The organism is Derxia gummosa DSM 723 (genome assembly GCF_000482785.1).
GTDB lineage: Bacteria > Pseudomonadota > Gammaproteobacteria > Burkholderiales > Burkholderiaceae_E > Derxia > Derxia gummosa.
Genome location: NZ_AXWS01000008.1, coordinates 696,126 through 714,154, shown reverse-complemented (window position 1 = coordinate 714,154; position 18,029 = coordinate 696,126). Strand labels below are relative to the sequence as shown.

At 71.1% G+C, this 18,029-nt stretch carries 17 protein-coding genes; 5 read left to right on the top strand and 12 right to left on the bottom strand.

Going from position 1 to position 18,029, the window contains the following annotated elements; translation table 11 throughout:
- Positions 1 to 38: 38 nt before the first annotated feature.
- The 4 genes from H566_RS24050 to H566_RS0109340 form a co-directional block, all read right to left on the bottom strand.
- The gene (locus tag H566_RS24050) at positions 39 to 2,054 is read right to left on the bottom strand and encodes an ATP-binding protein (protein ID WP_051378446.1); all 2,016 of its coding nucleotides are present in this window, start codon (positions 2,052 to 2,054) and stop codon (positions 39 to 41) included.
- Entirely contained in the window at positions 2,041 to 2,565 is a 525-nt protein-coding gene (locus tag H566_RS0109350; protein ID WP_028311234.1) for a YfiR family protein, read from the bottom strand. Before H566_RS0109350 ends, H566_RS24050 begins: the two co-directional genes overlap by 14 nt.
- Before the next feature lie 5 nt (positions 2,566 to 2,570).
- The gene (locus H566_RS0109345; protein ID WP_084544976.1) at positions 2,571 to 4,571 is read right to left on the bottom strand and encodes a TonB-dependent receptor plug domain-containing protein; all 2,001 of its coding nucleotides are present in this window, start codon (positions 4,569 to 4,571) and stop codon (positions 2,571 to 2,573) included.
- Between the two features lie 114 nt (positions 4,572 to 4,685).
- On the bottom strand, positions 4,686 to 5,288 hold the full coding sequence (locus tag H566_RS0109340) for a glutathione S-transferase family protein (RefSeq protein WP_245591314.1): 603 nt from the start codon (positions 5,286 to 5,288) through the stop codon (positions 4,686 to 4,688).
- 205 nt (positions 5,289 to 5,493) lie between these two features.
- Between H566_RS0109340 and H566_RS0109335 the strand changes: the two genes are divergently transcribed.
- Positions 5,494 to 5,835 carry a zinc ribbon domain-containing protein YjdM gene (locus H566_RS0109335; protein WP_028311231.1) on the top strand — a complete coding sequence of 114 codons (342 nt, stop codon included), beginning with the start codon at positions 5,494 to 5,496 and terminating at the stop codon, positions 5,833 to 5,835.
- Between the two features lie 57 nt (positions 5,836 to 5,892).
- Here H566_RS0109335 and H566_RS24045 read toward each other — a convergent pair whose 3' ends face one another.
- The 4 genes from H566_RS24045 to purL form a co-directional block, all read right to left on the bottom strand.
- A complete protein-coding gene (locus H566_RS24045) occupies positions 5,893 to 7,146 on the bottom strand; it encodes a PQQ-dependent sugar dehydrogenase (protein WP_051378444.1) in 1,254 nt (417 codons plus the stop codon).
- A 171-nt stretch (positions 7,147 to 7,317) separates the two neighbouring features.
- The gene (locus H566_RS0109325; protein WP_028311230.1) at positions 7,318 to 7,779 is read right to left on the bottom strand and encodes a hypothetical protein; all 462 of its coding nucleotides are present in this window, start codon (positions 7,777 to 7,779) and stop codon (positions 7,318 to 7,320) included.
- 3 nt (positions 7,780 to 7,782) lie between these two features.
- Positions 7,783 to 8,112, bottom strand: a complete 330-nt coding sequence (locus H566_RS0109320; protein WP_169732509.1) for a diacylglycerol kinase — start codon at positions 8,110 to 8,112, stop codon at positions 7,783 to 7,785.
- 112 nt (positions 8,113 to 8,224) lie between these two features.
- Positions 8,225 to 12,373 carry a phosphoribosylformylglycinamidine synthase gene (gene purL, locus H566_RS0109315; RefSeq protein WP_051378440.1) on the bottom strand — a complete coding sequence of 1,383 codons (4,149 nt, stop codon included), beginning with the start codon at positions 12,371 to 12,373 and terminating at the stop codon, positions 8,225 to 8,227.
- Positions 12,374 to 12,641: 268 nt separating this feature from the next.
- Here purL and H566_RS0109310 point away from each other — a divergent pair, with 268 nt between their 5' ends.
- The 3 genes from H566_RS0109310 (at position 12,642) to H566_RS24040 (ending at position 15,282) form a co-directional block, all read left to right on the top strand.
- On the top strand, positions 12,642 to 13,043 hold the full coding sequence (locus tag H566_RS0109310) for a hypothetical protein (protein ID WP_156924355.1): 402 nt from the start codon (positions 12,642 to 12,644) through the stop codon (positions 13,041 to 13,043).
- Between the two features lie 138 nt (positions 13,044 to 13,181).
- Positions 13,182 to 14,003, top strand: coding sequence for a helix-turn-helix transcriptional regulator (locus tag H566_RS0109305; protein ID WP_028311226.1), 822 nt, complete (start codon positions 13,182 to 13,184; stop codon positions 14,001 to 14,003).
- Positions 14,004 to 14,160: 157 nt separating this feature from the next.
- Positions 14,161 to 15,282, top strand: a complete 1,122-nt coding sequence (locus H566_RS24040) for an MBL fold metallo-hydrolase (RefSeq protein ID WP_084544916.1) — start codon at positions 14,161 to 14,163, stop codon at positions 15,280 to 15,282.
- Positions 15,283 to 15,357: 75 nt separating this feature from the next.
- Here the strand turns inward: H566_RS24040 and H566_RS0109295 are convergent, their stop codons facing one another.
- Together H566_RS0109295 and H566_RS24035 are read right to left on the bottom strand one after the other, a co-directional pair.
- Complete coding sequence (locus tag H566_RS0109295) at positions 15,358 to 15,708, bottom strand: translation initiation factor Sui1 (protein WP_028311225.1); 351 nt, start codon at positions 15,706 to 15,708, stop codon at positions 15,358 to 15,360.
- The gene (locus H566_RS24035; RefSeq protein WP_084544915.1) at positions 15,705 to 16,349 is read right to left on the bottom strand and encodes a YgjV family protein; all 645 of its coding nucleotides are present in this window, start codon (positions 16,347 to 16,349) and stop codon (positions 15,705 to 15,707) included. The genes H566_RS0109295 and H566_RS24035 overlap by 4 nt, the downstream gene beginning before the upstream one ends.
- Positions 16,350 to 16,556: 207 nt before the next feature.
- Here H566_RS24035 and H566_RS0109280 point away from each other — a divergent pair, with 207 nt between their 5' ends.
- The gene (locus H566_RS0109280; RefSeq protein WP_028311223.1) at positions 16,557 to 16,772 is read left to right on the top strand and encodes a hypothetical protein; all 216 of its coding nucleotides are present in this window, start codon (positions 16,557 to 16,559) and stop codon (positions 16,770 to 16,772) included.
- An 18-nt stretch (positions 16,773 to 16,790) separates the two neighbouring features.
- On the opposite strand, the gene H566_RS0109275 is transcribed toward H566_RS0109280, so the two are convergent.
- Positions 16,791 to 17,060, bottom strand: a complete 270-nt coding sequence (locus tag H566_RS0109275; RefSeq protein ID WP_028311222.1) for a RebB family R body protein — start codon at positions 17,058 to 17,060, stop codon at positions 16,791 to 16,793.
- 160 nt (positions 17,061 to 17,220) lie between these two features.
- Positions 17,221 to 17,985 carry an FCD domain-containing protein gene (locus H566_RS0109270; protein WP_028311221.1) on the bottom strand — a complete coding sequence of 255 codons (765 nt, stop codon included), beginning with the start codon at positions 17,983 to 17,985 and terminating at the stop codon, positions 17,221 to 17,223.
- Positions 17,986 to 18,029 lie beyond the last annotated feature (44 nt).

Below are 18,029 nucleotides of genomic sequence, written 5' to 3'. Positions count from 1 at the left end.
GGCGGCGGCCGGTGATCCGCGCTCGTCCGGCGCCGGCTTCAGCGCGTCGGCGCGCCGGGCGCGGCCAGCCCGATGCCGCGCGCGACGACCGCCGCGAGCCCGTCGGGCGTGACCGGCTTGCACAGGTAGTCGTCCATGCCGGCGTCGATGCAGGCATCGCGGTCGCCGGCCAGTGCGTTCGCGGTGAGCGCGACGATCGGCAGCCGGTGCCGCCCGGTCTCGGCCTCCCAGGCGCGGATGCGCCGCGTCGCCTCGAAGCCGTCCATCTCCGGCATGTGCACGTCCATGAGCACGACGTCGTAGTCGGCGGTGCGCACGGCGGCGAGCGCCTCGACGCCGTTCTCCACCACCTCGACCTCATGGCCGAAAGCTTCAAGCAGGCCGCGCGCGACCTGCTGGTTGATCGCGTTGTCCTCGGCCACGAGCACGCGCGCCTGGCGCGGGCGGCGGACGTCGGGCCGCGTGTGCGTGCCGACCTGGCCGGCGTCGGGATCGGCGACGCCGAAGCGCGCGGTGAACCAGAAGGTCGAGCCGAGGCCCGCGGTGCTCATCACGCCGATCTCGCCCTGCATCAGCAGCACCAGCCGGCGCGCGATCGACAGACCGAGCCCGCTGCCGCCGAAGCGCCGGGTCGTCGAGCTGTCGGCCTGGGTGAAGGCCTCGAAGATGCGCTCGCGCTCGCCGGGCGCGAGGCCGATGCCGGTGTCGCTCACCTCGAAGCGCAGCTCCCAGTCGCCCTCGGGCAGCGCGCGCGCCACCGCCGCGATGCAGACCTGCCCGTCCTCGGTGAACTTGATCGCGTTGCCCACGAGGTTGAGCAGCACCTGGCGCAGCCGGCCCGCGTCGCCGTTCACCTGGCGCGGCAGGCCGGGCGCGAAGCGCGACGACAGCAGCAGCCCCTTCGCGCGCGCCGCGCCCGACATGAGCGCGACGATGCCGTCGACGCATTCGGACGGATCGAAGGGCAGCTGCTCCAGCTCGAGCTTGCCGGCCTCGATCTTCGAGTAGTCGAGCACGTCGTTGATGATCGTGAGCAGCGCCCGGCCCGAATGCCGGATGGTCTGGACGATGCGCTCCTGCGCCGGATCGAGCGGGCCGGTCAGCAGCAGCTCGGCCATGCCGAGCACGCCGTTCATGGGCGTGCGGATCTCGTGGCTCATGGTGGCGAGGAACTGCGACTTGGCCTCGTTCGCGGCCTCGGCCTGCTGCTTGGCCACTTCCAGTTCGCCGACCGCGCGCGCGAGCGCGGCATCGCGGCTCTGCACCTGGCCGAGCATGCGGTTGAAGCCGTCGATGAGCAGACCGATCTCGCCCTCCACGCCACGCTCCGCACGCAGCGAATAGTCGCCGCGCGCCGAAACCTCGCGCATCGTCGCGGCCAGCGCTTCGAGCGGCCGCGAGATGAAGCGCTGCAGGCGCGTCGCGAGCAGCAGCCCGACCAGCAGCGCGCCGCCGAACACCACCGCCGCGAAGCCGATCTGGCGCCGCACCTGGGCCGCGAGCCGCGACTCGGACAACGTCAGTTCGAGATGCCCGACCGTCGTGCCGCCGATGTCGGCGGGCTGGAGCACGGTGAGCCGGCCGCCCGAGAATTCGGCGCGCGGCGGGTGGCCGGCGGGCGAGTCATGGTCGCCCGCCGGCGCAACAATCAGATGCGACAGCGGCGGGGTGGCGCGCAGCGCCTCCACCTCGGCCCGCAATGCGGCGCGACTGCCCCAGGCCGTGACGAAGGGCGTGCCGTCCTCCAGGAAGACGCGCACCGCCAGCACGTCGCTTTCGCCGGCGAGCGCCTCGGCCACCTCGGTCGCGGCGGCCTTGTCGCGGAAGGCGAGCGCCGCGCCCGAGCTGTTGGCCGACACGCGCGCCAGCGCCAGCGCGGACGACAGCATCGCCTCGCGCGCCGCGCGGTTCTGGTCGATGACGAACAGCGCCGAGGCGGTCAGCAGCGCGAAGGTGGCGGTCGCCACCGCCACAACGACGATGCGCGCCTTGAGCGACAGGCTGCCCAGGCGACGGCCGGTGGTGGCAGGCGGGAAAGCGTCACTGGTAGACATTGCCGGCCAGCCTGAGGAGCTTGGAGCTGAGATGAAGGCCGGCGCCGCGGGCCGACCGCAGGTTCACCTCGAAACCGATCTTCGATTGCACCGGGAGCATGTTGATCGCGACCCCTTCGCGGGCGGCGTCGGGGCTGTCGGCCACGGTCAGCACTGGCACGCCACTCAGCGCGTCGAGCAGGCGCGGCAGCGACGCCATCGCCGACGGCGCGATGTAGAGCATCTGGCAGCCGGAGGCCGGATCGCGGAAGCCGAGGCGGCGCACGCCGATCACGCGCCGGCCGACGTTCCTGCCCTGCAGCGCGTCGAGTTCTTCGCCGAAGGGATCGGGGCCGAGCACGCAGAGGTTGATCGTCGGGCCCAGTTCGGCCGGCCATTCGGTCAGCAGCGCGAAGTTGTAGAGAAAGGCCGCCTTGAGCCGGTACTCGGGCAAGGCGTCGGCGGCGCGCGCGTCGCCCGTGCGCGGCAGCAGCGCGAACAGGCAGGCGAGCAGGGTGAGCAGGCGCGTCATCGCCGTCACAACCGCCAGCGCAGGCCGATGCGCAGGCTGCGGCCGTCCTGCTCGAGCCCGGTCTGCCAGTTGGTGTCGGCGGCCGGCTGGGCGTAGCGGCGGTCGAGCAGGTTGTGCGCGGTCACAAGCAGCTCGGCGCCGATCGGCTTCAGGTCGCAGACCGCGCGCGCGTTCACGAGCAGGTAGCCGCCGAGCGTGCTGCCGTCGATCGCGCGGCGCGGGCCGTCGTAGCGCAGTTCCCAGCCAGTGTGGCCGCCGGGCAGGACGCGCAGCGGCGTCGAGAAGTTGAGCCGCGCGAGCAGCACCGGCGAATTGGCCGGCCGCTCGCCGCGGTCGGCGCTGACGTCCTGCACCGAGACGTTGCCGCGCAGACGCGCGCCGCCTTCCCAGGTCTTGTCGGCCGAGATCTCGGCGCCCTGCGCCTGCACCGAACTCGACGCCTGGTACTGCGACAGGCCGCTGGCCTCGTCGTTGCCGAGATGGATGAGGTTGTGCATGTGCCAGCGGTAGAGCGAGACGCGCACGGCGAGGTCGCTGAACACGCGCCGGTCGGCCACGGCCTCCCAGGTCTCGACATGCTCGGCCGGCAGTGACGGGTTGGCGGTGAGCGAGACCTCGTCGTGATAGGCGCTTTCGTAGGCGTTGGGCGAGCGGCGCGCGCGGCCGTGCAGCAGCTTGAGCGTGGTGGCCGGATCGCGCTGCCAGATCAGGCCGGCGCGGGGGCTCGCGGCGTTGCCGCTGACATCGTCGTGGTCGAAGCGGGCGCCGACGATGGCCGCGAGCGCGGGCGTGATCCGCCATTCATCCTGGCCGTAGAGGCCGAGCCGGTGGCCGCCGGTCCTGATGTCCACGCGCGTCACGTCGCTGGCGAGATCGATCTCGCGCTGGCGCACGCGGGTGTTCTGCTGCGCCTCGATGCCGAACAGCAGGCGGTGCCGCTCCGATCCGTCGGCGACGAGGCGCAGCTCGCCGCCGTGCCAGCCGCTGGTCGACGGGTAGGAGACCATCGCCCCGTCGTAGCTCAGGTGGCTGCGGTAGTCCTCGGTGCCGCCGAACAGCCGGCCCGTGAGCAGCAGCGCGTCGGTCACGCGGTCCTGGTACTGAAGCTGGCCGACGGCATAGCGGTCGGCCTGGTACTGACCGCCGACGAGCGGATCGGAGCGGAAGCCGGCGGTCGGATCATCCTTGCGCCGGCTGCCCCAGGCGAGGCTGGCGAACAGCGGGCCGCTGCTGGCGCGCAGGAAGGCCTGCCGGCCGCGCTCGCCGTCGAGGCCGGGCGCGACGCCCGAGACGCCGGTGTCGCCGAAGCCGTAGGCGAGGTCCTCGCCGCGCGCCCGCATGCCCGACACCGACAGCAGCACGTCGCTGCCGTCATCCCAGCGCCGGCCCCAGGTCGCGCGGCCTTCGCGCAGGTTCTGCGGCGCCTGCCAGGCGGTCTCGATCTCGGCGCCCTTGAGGTCGGCGCCCGAGCGCGTGATGACATTCACCACGCCGAACATCGCGTTCTGCCCGTACACCGCGCCGCCCGGCCCGGGGATGAACTCGATGCGCTCGACCAGTCCCATGTCGAGCGGAAACGCACGGTCGATCGGGCCGGAGTCGAACAGCGGGTCGTTGACGCGGTTGCCGTCGATCGTCACGAGCACGCGGGCGGTCAGGTCGCCCGGCGGCCCGTAACCGCGCGCGCCGAGGTAGCCGTACTGGCGGTCGTAGGTCTGGTAGAGGCCGGGCAGGCTCGCGAGCGCGTCGCCGAGCGTGCGCCAGCCGAAGGCGTCGATGTCGGCGCGGGTCAGGATGCTGGCGGCGGCGGCCACCTCGGTCTGGCGCTGCTCGTAGCGAGCGGCGCTCACGACCGGCAGGTCCATGAGCTGCTCGAGGCTCAGCGTCGTGAGGTCGGCGGGCGCCGCCCGGCTCGGCAGGGAAAAGGCAAGCGCGAGACAGAAGGCGAGGCGCCAGGGCCGGACGCCGTTTTCGGGCAGGAGACAGCGGTCCGGCAAGTCCGGCATGGGGTTGAAGCGAGGTGAGATCGGTGCGGCATTCTGCATGGGCAGAATTGTCCGCGGAGGGATGACTGACTTATCGGCCGACGAGCGCCGTATTTCAGGCCAGCCATCCGCCGATCAGCGATAACCCTCTTCGGCCAATACCGCCTGCACCACCGGCCGCGCCCGCATGCGCTCGTAATGCGCCTTCACGTTGGGCGGCAGCGCGATGCCGAGCCGGTCGGCCCAGAACTCGTTGTAGAAGATGGCCGCGTCGCCGATCGAGAACTCTCCGGCGATGTAGTCCTGGCCCGCGAGCTGGGCGTCGAGGATGGCGAAATCGCGGTCCACCATCTCGCGGCCCCTGGCCTTGACGGCCTCGTGCTGGCTTTCGTCGAGCGCGAACTTGTCGGTCGTGAAGATGCGCGCGAAGGCCTGGCCGTGCAGATGGCCGCAGGCGAAGGCCATCGCTTCGATGGCCTTGGCGGCGAGCAGCGGGTCTTCCGGCAGCAGCTTGCGGCGCGGGTAGCTGCGCGCGAGCCAGAAGGCGATCGACTGGAACTCGGTCAGCGCCGTGCCGTCCTCCAGCACCAGCGTCGGGATCGTGCCCTTGGGGTTGAGCGCGAGGTACTCGGGCTTGAGGTTGTCGCCGGCGGGGATGTTGACGATCCAGGCCTCGAAGGGAATGCCGATGGTTTCGAGCAGGATGTGGATGCCGGTCGTGCAGGAACCGGGCGTCATGTGGAACTTGAGCGGCATGGCGGAGGCAGGCTGTGGGGAATGTCGGGAACGTCGCGCGCGGCGACGGCTGGCGGCCAGCCCTGCAAGCGGCGGTCCACGCCGCCGGCTGCTCGCCACGGTCACGACCGTTCATGCGGCCGTGCAATTCGCCGACCCGCGAGCCGAGGCACACTCGCGCCCCCGCATCACTCACACCCAGGCAGCCATGAGCCTCCCCAAGTGCCCCAAGTGCAACTCCGAATTCGTCTACGAGGACGGCGCCCTCTACATCTGCCCCGAATGCAGCCATGAATGGCCGCAGGCCGGCGACGCCGCCGAGCCCGCCGACGGCCCGCGCGTCGTGCGCGACGCCAACGGCACGCCGCTCGTCGACGGCGACAGCGTGATCGTCGTGAAGGACCTGAAGGTGAAAGGCTCGTCGCTCGTCATCAAGGTCGGCACGAAGGTGAAGTCGATCCGACTCGTCGAGGGCGATCACGACATCGACTGCAAGATCGACGGCGTGGGCGCGATGTCGCTCAAGTCGGAGTTCGTGAAGAAGGCCTGACGGCCGCCGTCAGACCACCGCTCGCCGGGCCACACCGGCCTCGCGGCACAACCCTCCTCATTCCTCGCCCTCCGCCCGCGCGCCCGCCGGCCGGGGCGGATGGTCGATGCGGTAGATGATCCCGTTCTGGTCGTCGCCGACGAGCAGCGAGCCGTCGGCCGCCACCGCCAGCCCCATCGGCCGGCCGAAGCGGGCCCAGGACTTTTCTCCGGTCCGGATCAGGAAGCCGGTGAGGAAGGGCTGGATGTGTACCGGCCGCCCGGCCTGGAACTGCACCCGCAGCACCTCGTAGCCGCTCGGCGGCTCGCGGTTCCACGAGCCGTGCAGGGTGACGAACAGGTCGCCATGGAAGCGCCGTGGAAAGCGCTTGCCGTCGTAGAACGCGATCTGCATGCCGCTCGAATGCGCGGTGTGGCTGATGACCGGCCGTTCGCTGTCGCGATCCCATTGCTCGACCGTGCCCTGGCCGCGCGGCGGATCGCGGTAGAGGTTGAGCACGCCGTTGCCGAACACATAGGGCCAGCCGTACTTGCGGCCCGGGCGGATGAGGTTGAGCTCCTCGCGCTGCTCGTCGTCGCCGAGCCAGTCGGTGCCGTCGTCCCAGCCCCAGAGCTCGTCGGTGCCAGGGCGGAACATGAAGCCGATGGTGTTGCGCAGGCCGGTGGCGAAGATCTCGCGCCCGCTGCCGTCGGGCCGCATGCGCAGCATGGTCGCGCTCTCGGGGTTCTGCTCGTCGCACTCGTTGCAGGTGGAGCCGATGCTTTCGTACAGCCAGCCGTCGGGGCCGAAGGCGAGCGTGCGGTTGTTGTGCTGGCCTGTGTCGGGCAGGTCGGCGGCGATGCGCTGCTCGGCGCCGAGCGAGCCGTCGGCGCGGATCGGCGCCGAGAAGGTTTCGGTGGCGATCGCGTAGTAGAGGCGGCCGTTGGCGATGGCGAGACCATGCACGTCCTTGCGGCCCGACAGCACGGTCTGGCGATGCGTGGCGCGCTCGCCGCCGCGCAGCAGGGTGATGGTGCCGGCCACCCGGCTCGACACGTACACATCGCCGCCCGGCGCCACGACGATGACGCGCGGCGTGTCGAGGTTCTCGGCCCATTTGGTGAGCCGGAAGCCCGGCGGGTAGCGCAGGCTGTTGACGAGCGCGTCGGTGGCTTCGAGCGGCGCCGGCGCGGTGATGTGGCCGACGATCTCGGCGTTGACCGGGCGCTCAAGTCCCTGGGCATGCGCGGCTGGCGCGACGGCGACCAGCGCGACGGAGATTGCAAGCGCTGTCAGCGTGGGCAGGCATGTGCGGACGGGCTCGGTTGGCATGGTGGTCTCCTCACGGCCTCGCGGCCCGGTGGCGCGTGCCGGGAGGCGCCGCGCGATGCCGCCTCGTCCGGGCGCTGTGCATCCGGCGAGCACCTTGAACCGACGGCCGCGCAGCGCAGCGTCAATTCGTATCGCTTGTCGGCGGTGAGGAAGAAAGGATGTCGGCGCTGGTCAGCGGCCGTGCCCGCCCGCGAGGCGCCCGAGCGCGCCGAGCAGCAGGAAACCGAGCAGGAAGGCCAGCGCGAAAGCGGCCACGAAGGCCGAGAACCAGATCGGCCCGGCGATGAATTCCGGCGCCAGCGTGCCCTTGCCGGCAAAGCGGTCGAAGGCATCCGCAAACGCGAACTGCGCGACCGGCCAAGCCGCGAAGGGCGCCAGCCCGAGCGCGACCAGCAATCGCGGCCACGGCAGCACCGACACCCGCGCGATGCCCTGCCGCGCGAGCTGCCGGCGTCGCAGCGCCAGCCCGATGCCGCAGGCCACCGCCAGCCCGCCGAGCCACAGCAGCGGCACGGCCCAGGCCTGATGGCTGCTGCGCGGATCGGGCGCCGGCCCGGCCGCGCCGGCGGCAAGGCAGAAAGCCCAGGCCCACGCGGCGATGGCCGCGCGCGCAGCGGATTCAGTCGGTCGCATCGCTCACCCCAGCAGCACCCAGCCGACCACCGCGAGCAGCACGACGATCGCGATGCCCACCGCCGCGCTGCCCGCATCCTTGGCGATGCGGATCAGCTCGTTGCGCTCGGTCGTCACGCGGTCGCAGACGGCCTCGATCGCGGTGTTGACCAGCTCGAACGCGAGTACCGCGCCCGCCGCGCCGACGAAGGCCACCCATTGCGCCACGCTCGCACCCTGCCAGCCGATCAGCCCGGCGAGCACGGCAATCAGCAGCACTTCCTGGCGGAAGGCCGCCTCGCCGCGCCATGCGCCCGCCAGTCCGCGCAGCGTGTTGCCGAGGGCGTTGAACACCCGCGTCACGCCGCCCGGCGGCTTGCTGCGCTCGCCGGGTCTCGCGGCGCCGGGCGCCCACCCGCCACTCGCGGGCCGGCCCGCCGGCTGGCCGGCGCCGCCATCACCCACCTCAGCCGACCCAGACGCGCGCATTGCGGAACATGCGCATCCACGGGCTGTCTTCCGTCGCCTCGGCGCGCTTGAAACGCTCGGCCGAGTAGCTCTGAAGCACGGTGCGGAACACGCGTTCGGCGTGCGGCATCATCACCGTGAAGCGGCCGTCGGGCGTCGTCACCGACGTGAGACCGCCGGGGCTGCCGTTGGGGTTGAGCGGATAGGTCTCGGTCGGCTTGCCGTGGTTGTCCACGTAGCGCAGCGCGGGAATCGCGTCGCGCAGCGAGCCGTGCTGGCTGAAGTCGGCAAAGCCTTCGCCGTGCGACACGACGATCGGCATGCGGCTGCCGGCCATGCCCCGGAAGAACACCGACGGCGAGTCCGCCACTTCCACCAGCGCGAAGCGCGCCTCGAACTGCTCGCTCTTGTTGCGCGTGAAGCGCGGCCAGGCGTCGGCACCGGGGATGATCGGCGCGAGGTTGGCCATCATCTGGCAGCCGTTGCACACGCCGAGGCCGAAGCTGTCGGCGCGCTCGAAGAAGGCGCGGAACTGCTCGGCCAGCTGCGGGCGGTAAAGGATGGTCTTGGCCCAGCCCTCGCCCGCGCCCAGCACGTCGCCGTAGCTGAAGCCGCCCACCGCGATCAGGCCCTTGAAGTCGGCGAGTTGCGCGCGGCCGGCGATCAGGTCGCTCATGTGGATGTCGTAGGCGTCGAAGCCGGCGCGGTGCATCACGTAGGCGGTCTCGTGGTGGCTGTTGCAGCCCTGCTCGCGCAGGATCGCCACCTTGGGGCGGGCGCCGGTCGCGATGAAGGGCGCGGCCACGTCGTCGGCGCGGTCGTAGGTCAGGTGTTCGTGCAGGCCGGGGTCGGCGTCGTCGGCGATGAGGCCGAATTCCGAATCGGCGCAGGCCGGGTTGTCGCGCAGGCGCGCGATCTGCCAGCTCGCCTCGCTCCAGGCCTGCTGGAACTCGGCGCGCGAGCCGCCCATCACCTGCTTCGTGTCGCGGTAGAACTCGATCAGGCCCGTGCTATTGGGCTTGCCGATGCTGTTGCTGACGGCGCCGAGGCCGTGCTTGCGCAGCACGTCCATGACCGGCGTGCGCTGGTCGCGGCGGATCTGGATGACGGCGCCCAGCTCCTCGCTGAACAGCGCGCGCATCGACATCTCGTGCCGGCGGGCGGACACCTGGTCGGCCCAGTTCTTGGCGTCGCCCCATTCGCCGCCGGTGGCCGGGTCGATGCAGAGCAGGTCGAGGTTGATGCTGACGCCGCAGCGCGCCGCGAAGGCCATCTCGGCCACGGTCGCGAACAGGCCGCCGTCCGAACGGTCGTGGTAGGCGAGGATCTGACCCTGCGCGTTGAGTTCCTGCACCGCCGCGAAGAAGGCCTTGAGCCGCTGCGGATCGTCCACGTCCGGCACGTCATGGCCGAGCTGCTGGGTCACGTAGGCGAGCGCCGAGCCGCCGAGGCGGTTACGGCCCGCGCCCAGGTCGATGAGGATCAGCTCGGTGTCGCCCGCGTCGGTGCGCAGCTGGGGAGTGAGCGTGCTCCGCACGTCGGCCACGGTGCCGAAGGCGGTGATGATCAGCGACACGGGCGACGTGACCTGCTTCTTCTCGTCGCCGTCGGTCCATTGCGTGCGCATCGACAGGCTGTCCTTGCCGACCGGAATGCTGATGCCGAGCGCCGGGCACAGGTCCATGCCGACGGCGCGCACGGTGTCGAACAGCGCCGCGTCCTCGCCGGGCTGGCCGCAGGCGGCCATCCAGTTGGCGGAGAGCTTGATGTCCTCGATGCGCGCGACGGGCGCGGCCGCGAGGTTGGTGATGGCCTCGCCGATCGCCATGCGGCCCGAGGCCGGCGCGTCGATGACGGCGAGCGGCGTGCGCTCGCCCATGCTCATCGCCTCGCCGCAATAGCCCTGGTAATCGAGCAGCGTCACGGCGCAATCCGCCACCGGCACCTGCCAGGGGCCGACCATCTGGTCGCGCGCCGTGAGGCCGCCGACCGAGCGGTCGCCGATCGTGATGAGGAAGCTCTTGTTGCCGACCGTCGGCAGGCGCAGCACGCGCAGCGCGGCTTCCTTGAGATCGATGCCGATCACGTCGAGCGGCGCCGGATCGCGCGTCACATGCTCGGCCACGCGATGCATGCGCGGCGGCTTGCCGAGCAGCACGTTCATGTCCATGTCCACCGGCGCGGCCTGGTCGGTACCCGCGTGCAGCGGATCGACCAGCTTGAGCCGGTGCTCGGCCGTCGCCACGCCCACCACCGCGAAGGGGCAGCGCTCGCGCTCGGCGATGGCGCGGAACTGGTCGAGCGATTCGGGCGCGATCGCGAGCACATAGCGCTCCTGCGATTCGTTCGACCAGATCTCGCGCGGGCTCAGGCCCGACTCCTCCAGCGGCACGCGGCGCAGATCGAATTCCGCGCCGACGCCCGCGCCGTGCGCGAGTTCGGGGAAGGCATTGCTCAGGCCGCCCGCGCCCACGTCGTGGATGCTGAGGATCGGATTGCTCTCGCCGAGCGTCCAGCAGGCGTCAATCACTTCCTGCGCGCGGCGCTCGATCTCGGGGTTGCCGCGCTGGACTGAATCGAAATCGAGGTCGGCCGTGTTGGTGCCGGTCGCCATCGAACTGGCGGCGCCGCCGCCCATGCCGATGCGCATGCCCGGCCCGCCGAGCTGGATGAACAGCGCGCCCGGCTCCAGCGACTTCTTGTGCGTGAGCGTGCTGTCGATGATGCCGACGCCGCCCGCGATCATGATCGGCTTGAGATAGCCGCGCACATTGCCGCCGACGTTCTGCTCGTAGGTGCGGAAGTAGCCGCAGAGGTTGGGCCGGCCGAACTCGTTGTTGAACGCGGCGCCGCCGAGCGGGCCGTCGATCATGATGGCCAGCGGCGTGGCGATGCGCTCGGGCTGGCCGTAGAGCGCGGGCTTGGGCGCGGTCTTGCCGGCGGGCGCCTTGGCGACTTCGCTCACCACGGCTTCGCGCAGCTCGACGGGCACGGTCACGTCGCGGGCGTTCTCCCATTCGCGCTCGTGGCCGGGAATGCGCAGGTTGCCGACGGTGAAGCCGGTGAGGCCGGCCTTGGGCTTGGAGCCGCGGCCCGTCGCGCCTTCGTCGCGGATCTCGCCGCCCGCGCCGGTGGAGGCGCCCGGGAAAGGCGCGATCGCGGTCGGGTGGTTGTGCGTCTCGACCTTCATCAGCGTGTGGTACGTGGCCGGGCGCGGCGCGTAGGGCGACGTCGGGCCGTTGGGCACGAAGCGCGCGCCCGCGAAGCCTTCGATGACCGAGGCGTTGTCCTCGTAGGCCACCACCGTGCCCTGCGGATTGAGCTTGTGCGTGTTGCGGATCATCCCGAACAGGCTCATGTCGCGGTCCTGGCCGTCGATGGTCCAGCTCGCGTTGAAGATCTTGTGGCGGCAGTGCTCGCTGTTGGCCTGGGCAAACATGAACAGCTCGACATCGCTCGGATTGCGGCCGGCCTTGGTGAAGGCGTCAAGCAGGTAGTCGATCTCGTCGGCGGCGAGGGCGAGGCCCCAGTCGGCATTGGCCTTTTCGAGCGCGGCGCGGCCGCCGGCGAGCACGTCCACATGATCCAGCGGCTGGGGCGGCAGCTCGGTGAACAGGCCGTCGAAGCCGAAGCCCGGCGGGCAGACCGTCTCGGTCATGCGGTCGTGGATGGCGGGCGCGAGGCGCGGCAGCAGTTCGGCCAGCTTCGCGGCGTCGGCCGGCTTGCTGCGGCCGAGCAGACCGCCCTTGAGCGTGAACACGTAGGCGATGCCGCGCTCGATGCGATGCACGCCGGCGAGGCCGCAGTTGCGCGCGATGTCGGTCGCCTTCGAGGCCCAGGGCGAGATGGTGCCGAGGCGCGGCACCACGACCAGCGAGGCCGCCGGGTCGATCGCGCCGAGCGCCTTCTCGTCATAGGGCACGCCATAGGTGAGCAGTTTGCCGAGCGTGTCGAACTCGGCATCGCCGAGGCCGGCGCCGTGCACGAAGTGCAGGAAGCGCGCCGACACGGCGGTGATGGCAGGTTCGATGGCTTGCAGCGCGTCGAGCAGGCGCTGGCGGCGGAAATCGCTCAGGGCGAGCGGGCCGGGCAGGATGCGGAGGGTGGCGATGGCGGGGGCGGCGGGATGTGCGGAGTCGCGCGTCATGGCGGGCGAGGCGAGGCCTCTGATGGAAACAATCCGCCATTTTATCGGGCGCGGCCGGCCGGCCCGGGGAACCCGCTGGCCGCCGGTCAGCCGGCGCGATGCGCCACCCCCGATCCGACGCCGCGATACCCGTCGCCCTGTCGGTCGGGAAAGCGCCCGGCACGCTCGCGCCGGACCGCAGAGCCTCGGACGACATCAGCCGACGTGTGCTCCCTGCCCTCGCTGTCACCCGATCATTCATCCACCTTTCGCCACTCAAGGAAAACCGATGAATGCAAGAGCCCTGATGGTCGCAATGTTCACGATTTCACTTTTCGGATGCGCGAGTACCGGACAGAACGCGAGTGACGCCAAGGATTACAGCAAGGCCGAGAAGAAGATCTCGATGGCGATCGGCGAAGACGTCGGCAGCTTCAAGATCACCGAGCGGGTCGATGGCGATTCGGCGCCGGTCGGCTTCAGCCAGGGCATCTACACGGTCGTCACCCGCAACGGCACCCGCTACAAGTGCAGCGTGCTCGAAGCGTCGTCGGTGATGAACGTGCTGTCCTTCGGCGGCGCTGGATCCGCGGATGCGACCTGCACCAACTTTTCCAGGTCGTCCAAGGCACCTGAACCGGCCAGCGCCCCCAACTGCAACGACCTGCTGCGCGCCGCCCGCAAGTGCTGACGGCGGGGCCGCAACACGGCGGCCCCGGGTGACGCACGGCGGTGCGACCATGCGGGCCGTCGCTCAGCCAGGCCCTGCCGTTCCGTCATGACGCTTTCTCTCTCCCTGCCTGTCCGCGCCGCTGCCGGCGGCGCGCCTGTGCCCCTCGCGCCCCTGCTCGCACGCCTCGCCGCGCTGGCCGAGGCTGGCGGCGAGCACATGCCGCTGTGCATCCGCGCGCGCCATGAACACGGCGTGCGCTCCATCGTCATCGAGCGGCCGACCTTCGCGGTGCTGGTCGAGGGCCGCAAGCATTTGCGGCTGGGCGCGAGCGAGACGACCATCACGCCGGGCACGCTCTTCCTGCTCCCGCACGGCGGACGCATCGACGCGATCAACACGCCCGACACCGGCAGCGGCCGCTACCGCACGGTGATGGCGCCGGTCTGCGCCGAGGTGATCGAGGCGGCGCGCCTGCTCTGGCCCCGGCCGCCCGCGCGCCCGCCGGAGCTGCCGCTCGTCACCCTCGACGCCGACCTGCTGCGCCCCGAGCTGCACGCCTGGTGCGACGCGCTCGAACATCGCCGCGACGGCGCGGCGCGCGGCGCGATGGCCGCGCTGCTGATCCGCCTATGCGAGCTGGGCCACGACTGGCTGCTCGCGCCGCCGCCGCCGAGCGTGACGGCGCGCATCCGCGCGATGGTCGCCGCCGAACCGGCACGCGACTGGCGCTCGACCGATTTCGAGGCCGAGCTGGGCATGAGCGGGGCGACGCTGCGCCGCCGCCTCGCCGCCGAGTCCAGTTCGCTCGCCGACACCCTGGCCGAGGCGCGGCTCGGCGCGGCGATCGGCCTGCTCTACACGACCGACTGGCCGGTCAAGACCATCGCCGCGCGCGTCGGCTATCGCTCGGTGCCGAGCTTCGTTAGGCGCTTCGTCGAGCGCTACGGCATGGAACCACACGAAGTCGGCAACGCCTGAGCAGGCGATTTGCCCGACATCGCCGCACGACGTCGCAGGCGCGCCACCCGACCGCCCGCGTGAGCGTTTGACGCAGGGATTTGAGCGACAGGCGCACGCGGTCGCGCCGACCATCCGGAGGTCGCGGCAACTTGCCGCCTTCTTCCGGTGATCGACCATGCCCCACGCCAACCACCCTTCCGCCGATCCGCTCGGCAAGCGCTTGCAAGCCAGCCTGCCGTGCGCCCGCGCCGACCGTCTCGCACCGACCGCCCAGCTCCCGCTTGCCGGCCGTCTCGCGCTTGCCACCCGTCTCGCCGGCGCCGCCGCGCTCACCGCCGTCGCGCTTGCCGGCACGTGCCTGTTCGCCGGCCCCGCGCATGCCGCGCCGCCCGCCGACGCGGCGAGCCTCGCCCAGGCACCCGGCTACTACCGCCAGGTCATCGGCAGCTTGCGCGTGACCGCGCTGTTCGACGGCGTGGTGCCGCTCGGCCGCAACCTCATCGTCGGCATGACGCCGAAGCAGATCGACGCGCAACTGTTCCAGCGCTACGTGCCCGAGACGCCCGCCGGCATGCAGACCGCCGTCAACGCCTATCTCGTCGAGCACGACGGCCGCCTCACGCTGGTGGACGCCGGCACCGCCAAGTGCTTCGGCGACGCGCTCGGCCATGTGGTCGAGAACCTGAGGCTCGCCGGCTTCAAGCCCGAGCAGGTGGACGACATCCTCGTCACCCACGCCCATCCCGACCACCTCTGCGGCGTGCTCGACGACAAGGGCGCGATCGCCTTCCCCAATGCCACGCTCTGGCTGCCGCGCGCCGACGACGCCTTCGTGCGCGACCCCGAGGCCGAGAAGCACGCGCCCGAAGCCTTCAAGGGCATCTTCGGCCTCGCGCGCAAGGTGATCGAGCCGTGGCAGACGGCGGGCAAGCTCAAGCTCTTCGGCGCCGGCGACGCGCTGCCGGCGGGCGTGAGCCTCGTCGCCTCGCCGGGCCACACGCCGGGCCACAGTTCCTATCTCTTCGACGGCGGCAAGGACGCGAAGCTGCTGGTGTGGGGCGACGTGGTGCACTACCACGCGGTGCAGTTCGCCACGCCCGAAGCCTCGTTCGAGGTGGACGCCGACCGCGCTCGCGCGATCGACAGCCGCCGCAAGCTCATGGCCACCGCGACGCGCGAAGGCTGGTGGGTGGCCGGCGCGCATCTGCCCTTCCCCGGCCTCGGCCATGTGCGCGGCGAGAACAAGAACTACGCCTGGGTGCCGGCGGAGTACTCGCCGCTGCCGGCGGGGAAGTGAGCCTCGCGCGCCGGGCGACACGGCACCGGTCCGGCGGCGGGCGCTGGCGCACTGAAAGCCGGCGCCCGGGGCGCCTCAGCCGCCCGCGCGTTTGGCCGCGTGGCCCTCGGCCATGAGCAGGGCGACCAGCCGGTCGGCATGGTCGCCCTGGATTTCGAGTACGCCGTCCCTGACGGTGCCACCGCTGCCGCAGGCGGTGCGCAGCTTCTTGCCGAGGGCGGCGAGCGCCGCCTCGTCGAGCGGCAGGCCGCGCACGATGGTCACGGTCTTGCCGCCTCGCCCCTTGGTTTCGCGCATCACGCGCACCGGGCCGTCGGCGCGCGGCGCGGGCTTCGCCTTGCAGACGCAGGCCGCGACCGGCTGACGGCAGGCCGGGCACATGCGCCCGCTTTCGGTGGAATAGACGAGGCCGCCGGACGATTTCATTGCGCGCTCCCTTCACGACCGGGCGTGGCGCCGGCCACCGCCGCCGATGCCGATGCTGCGGGCACGGATGGCGTCGATGCGCCGTCGTGCCTCCGGCCCGAGGCCGGCAGGGCCGTCGCGCCGCGCTGTGCCGCCAGCCGGCGCTCATCGCGCTCGCGCCACCACAGACGCAGGATCGTGGTCGAGTTGGTGATGAAGATGGTTCCCTCCAGCAGCGTGCCGCCGATCGAACCGCTCAGGACGTTGTTGGTCAGCCAGCAGACCGTGCCGGTCAGCAGCAGCAGGCGCATCCTCAGACCCTGCAGCAGGAAGAGCGCCAGCGTGCCAGCCACCGAGCCGACGATCGGGATCACATGCCGCCATTCCGTCGCCAGCCAGCCGCCGAGCGCCACGTTGAGCGCAACGAACAGCGCCGCCAGCCAGCGGTTGCGCCACCAGATCGCCACCAGCGAGCGCACCGCCGAGATGAAGGTGCCGACCGAGGCGACGGGATTGCCGAGCAGCGCGAAATGCAGCGAATACAGCAGGCACATCGTCGCAGAGAAGAAGCGCAGCCGGTCGTCGTCGCGCTGCATGAAGGCGAAGATGCCCACGGCCAGCGCCGCGTAGCCGACCCACTGGGCGGGGGAGTTGAATTCCATGGCCGGCGCGGCGTCGCCGGCCGCGCTCCGAGGTGAAGGAAGGGGCGGGATTCTACGGGCCATGCCCGAGCGAAACCGATGGATACGCGACCGGCGTAACGGTCGGCGTCGGTGGCGGCATACCGGCCCGGCGGGCGTCAGGCTGGGCGCTCGACCATTCACGTGCGCCGGCCAGCCGCGCGCACCGCCATCCCGAGGAGCCAGACCATGACCCGTCGCCGCACGCCCAAGAATCCGTTCATGAGCCTCTGGCTCAGCGCCGCGAACAGCATGCTAGGCAGCGCGCGCGGTCATGTGGCCAACGCCGTGCGGCGCCAGACCGGGACCGCCAAGGCGCAGATGACGAAGCAGATCGTCGATTTCTGGACCGGGGGAATGCTCAAGCCGCCCGCCAAGGCGCGGCGGCGCAAGACGGGGCGGTGAGTACCGCCCGCCGCCCCGTCAGCCCTGGCGGCCGTTCTTCAGCGATTGCATCAGGCGCATCGCGTCCTCGATGGAGTCGACCGGACCGGGTGAGCCGTCAACCGCGGCTTGCCCGCCCGCCAGGAAACAAGCCTTGCCATCGCGCCCCTTGCCATCGGCGGCCGGCGGCCGCTGGAGGGACGGGTAGATCTCGCCCGTCGCGATGGCGGGCGCGTCGTCCGCGACCTTGACGTTGCTCCGGGTCACCGCATCGATGATCTGGTCGTTGACAGGGGTGGGATGAGCCATCGCTTTGTCCTTTCAGGTTGACTCCGGTGCCGCCGTCTCATTGACGGCGTACTCCGTACCCGGCGGCCGTGAAAGCCGCCGACGAGCCGCGAACTCTAGTCGCCAGGAACGGACGGTGGCCGGCAGGTCACGATCTTCACGGTTACCGAGGCCCGAACGGTCAGCCGCCCGTGCGTCGCAAGGCCCGCTGCCGGCGCACCTCCTCCTCGCGCAGGCTGCTCAGCGTCTCGTCCACGAAATCGATATGCGACTCGGCCGCCTTGCGTGCCGCCTTCGGGTCGCGCGCCCGGATGCCTTCCCAGATCGCCCGGTGCTGGCCGAGCAGCTGCTCGGCCACCGGCCCGACCGCGAACAGGTTGGCGACGTTGTCGTGCACATGGGCCTGCAACATGCTCAGCAGGCTCGACGTGAGATGGGTGAACAGCGCGTTGTGCGCCGCGTCGGCAATCGCCTGGTGAAGCTGCACGTCGAACTTCGACGACACCTCCACGTTCGAGTACGAGGCCTCGATCTGGCCAAAGATGCGGCCGATGCGCTCGAGGTCGGCATCGGTCGCGCGCGTCGCGGCCAGTTCGGCCACCGTGCCTTCGAGCATGCGGCGGAACTCCAGCACGTCGCGGTGCAGCTCGGGATGCTTGCCGATCATTTCCTGCCACGGGTCGGCAAAGCCGCTGTCGAGCTGGTCGGTCACGAAGGTGCCGCCGCCCTGGCGGCTTTGCAGCAGGCCGCGCGCCGCGAGCTTCTGGATCGCCTCGCGCAGCGACGGCCGGGACACGCCGAGCTGCTCGGCCTGCTGGCGTTCGGGCGGCAGCCGGTCGCCCGGCTTGAACGAACCCTCGACGATCATCGTTTCGAGCTGCACGACGATCTGGTCGGACAGCTTGGTGACATTCAGCCGGCGCAGCGGCGGGGCGGTGTCGGACATGGCGCGGACTTTCTTGATGGCTTGTTGTCGTTGTCGCGATTGGT

Excerpts from the sequence above, each read along its gene's own strand:
- H566_RS0109310 (WP_156924355.1), top strand. The coding sequence starts at position 12,642 with ATGAATGCAAGAGCCCTGATGGTCGCAATGTTCACGATTTCACTTTTC.
- H566_RS0109295 (WP_028311225.1), bottom strand. The coding sequence starts at position 15,708 with ATGAAATCGTCCGGCGGCCTCGTCTATTCCACCGAAAGCGGGCGCATG.
- H566_RS0109340 (WP_245591314.1), bottom strand. The coding sequence starts at position 5,288 with ATGACGCCCGGTTCCTGCACGACCGGCATCCACATCCTGCTCGAAACC.
- H566_RS0109280 (WP_028311223.1), top strand. The coding sequence starts at position 16,557 with ATGACCCGTCGCCGCACGCCCAAGAATCCGTTCATGAGCCTCTGGCTC.
- H566_RS0109275 (WP_028311222.1), bottom strand. The coding sequence starts at position 17,060 with ATGGCTCATCCCACCCCTGTCAACGACCAGATCATCGATGCGGTGACC.
- H566_RS0109325 (WP_028311230.1), bottom strand. The coding sequence starts at position 7,779 with ATGCGACCGACTGAATCCGCTGCGCGCGCGGCCATCGCCGCGTGGGCC.
- H566_RS24050 (WP_051378446.1), bottom strand. The coding sequence starts at position 2,054 with ATGTCTACCAGTGACGCTTTCCCGCCTGCCACCACCGGCCGTCGCCTG.
- H566_RS0109335 (WP_028311231.1), top strand. The coding sequence starts at position 5,494 with ATGAGCCTCCCCAAGTGCCCCAAGTGCAACTCCGAATTCGTCTACGAG.
- H566_RS0109270 (WP_028311221.1), bottom strand. The coding sequence starts at position 17,985 with ATGTCCGACACCGCCCCGCCGCTGCGCCGGCTGAATGTCACCAAGCTG.
- H566_RS24040 (WP_084544916.1), top strand. The coding sequence starts at position 14,161 with ATGCCCCACGCCAACCACCCTTCCGCCGATCCGCTCGGCAAGCGCTTG.
- H566_RS24045 (WP_051378444.1), bottom strand. The coding sequence starts at position 7,146 with ATGCCAACCGAGCCCGTCCGCACATGCCTGCCCACGCTGACAGCGCTT.
- H566_RS24035 (WP_084544915.1), bottom strand. The coding sequence starts at position 16,349 with ATGGAATTCAACTCCCCCGCCCAGTGGGTCGGCTACGCGGCGCTGGCC.
- H566_RS0109350 (WP_028311234.1), bottom strand. The coding sequence starts at position 2,565 with ATGACGCGCCTGCTCACCCTGCTCGCCTGCCTGTTCGCGCTGCTGCCG.
- purL (WP_051378440.1), bottom strand. The coding sequence starts at position 12,373 with ATGACGCGCGACTCCGCACATCCCGCCGCCCCCGCCATCGCCACCCTC.
- H566_RS0109345 (WP_084544976.1), bottom strand. The coding sequence starts at position 4,571 with ATGCCGGACTTGCCGGACCGCTGTCTCCTGCCCGAAAACGGCGTCCGG.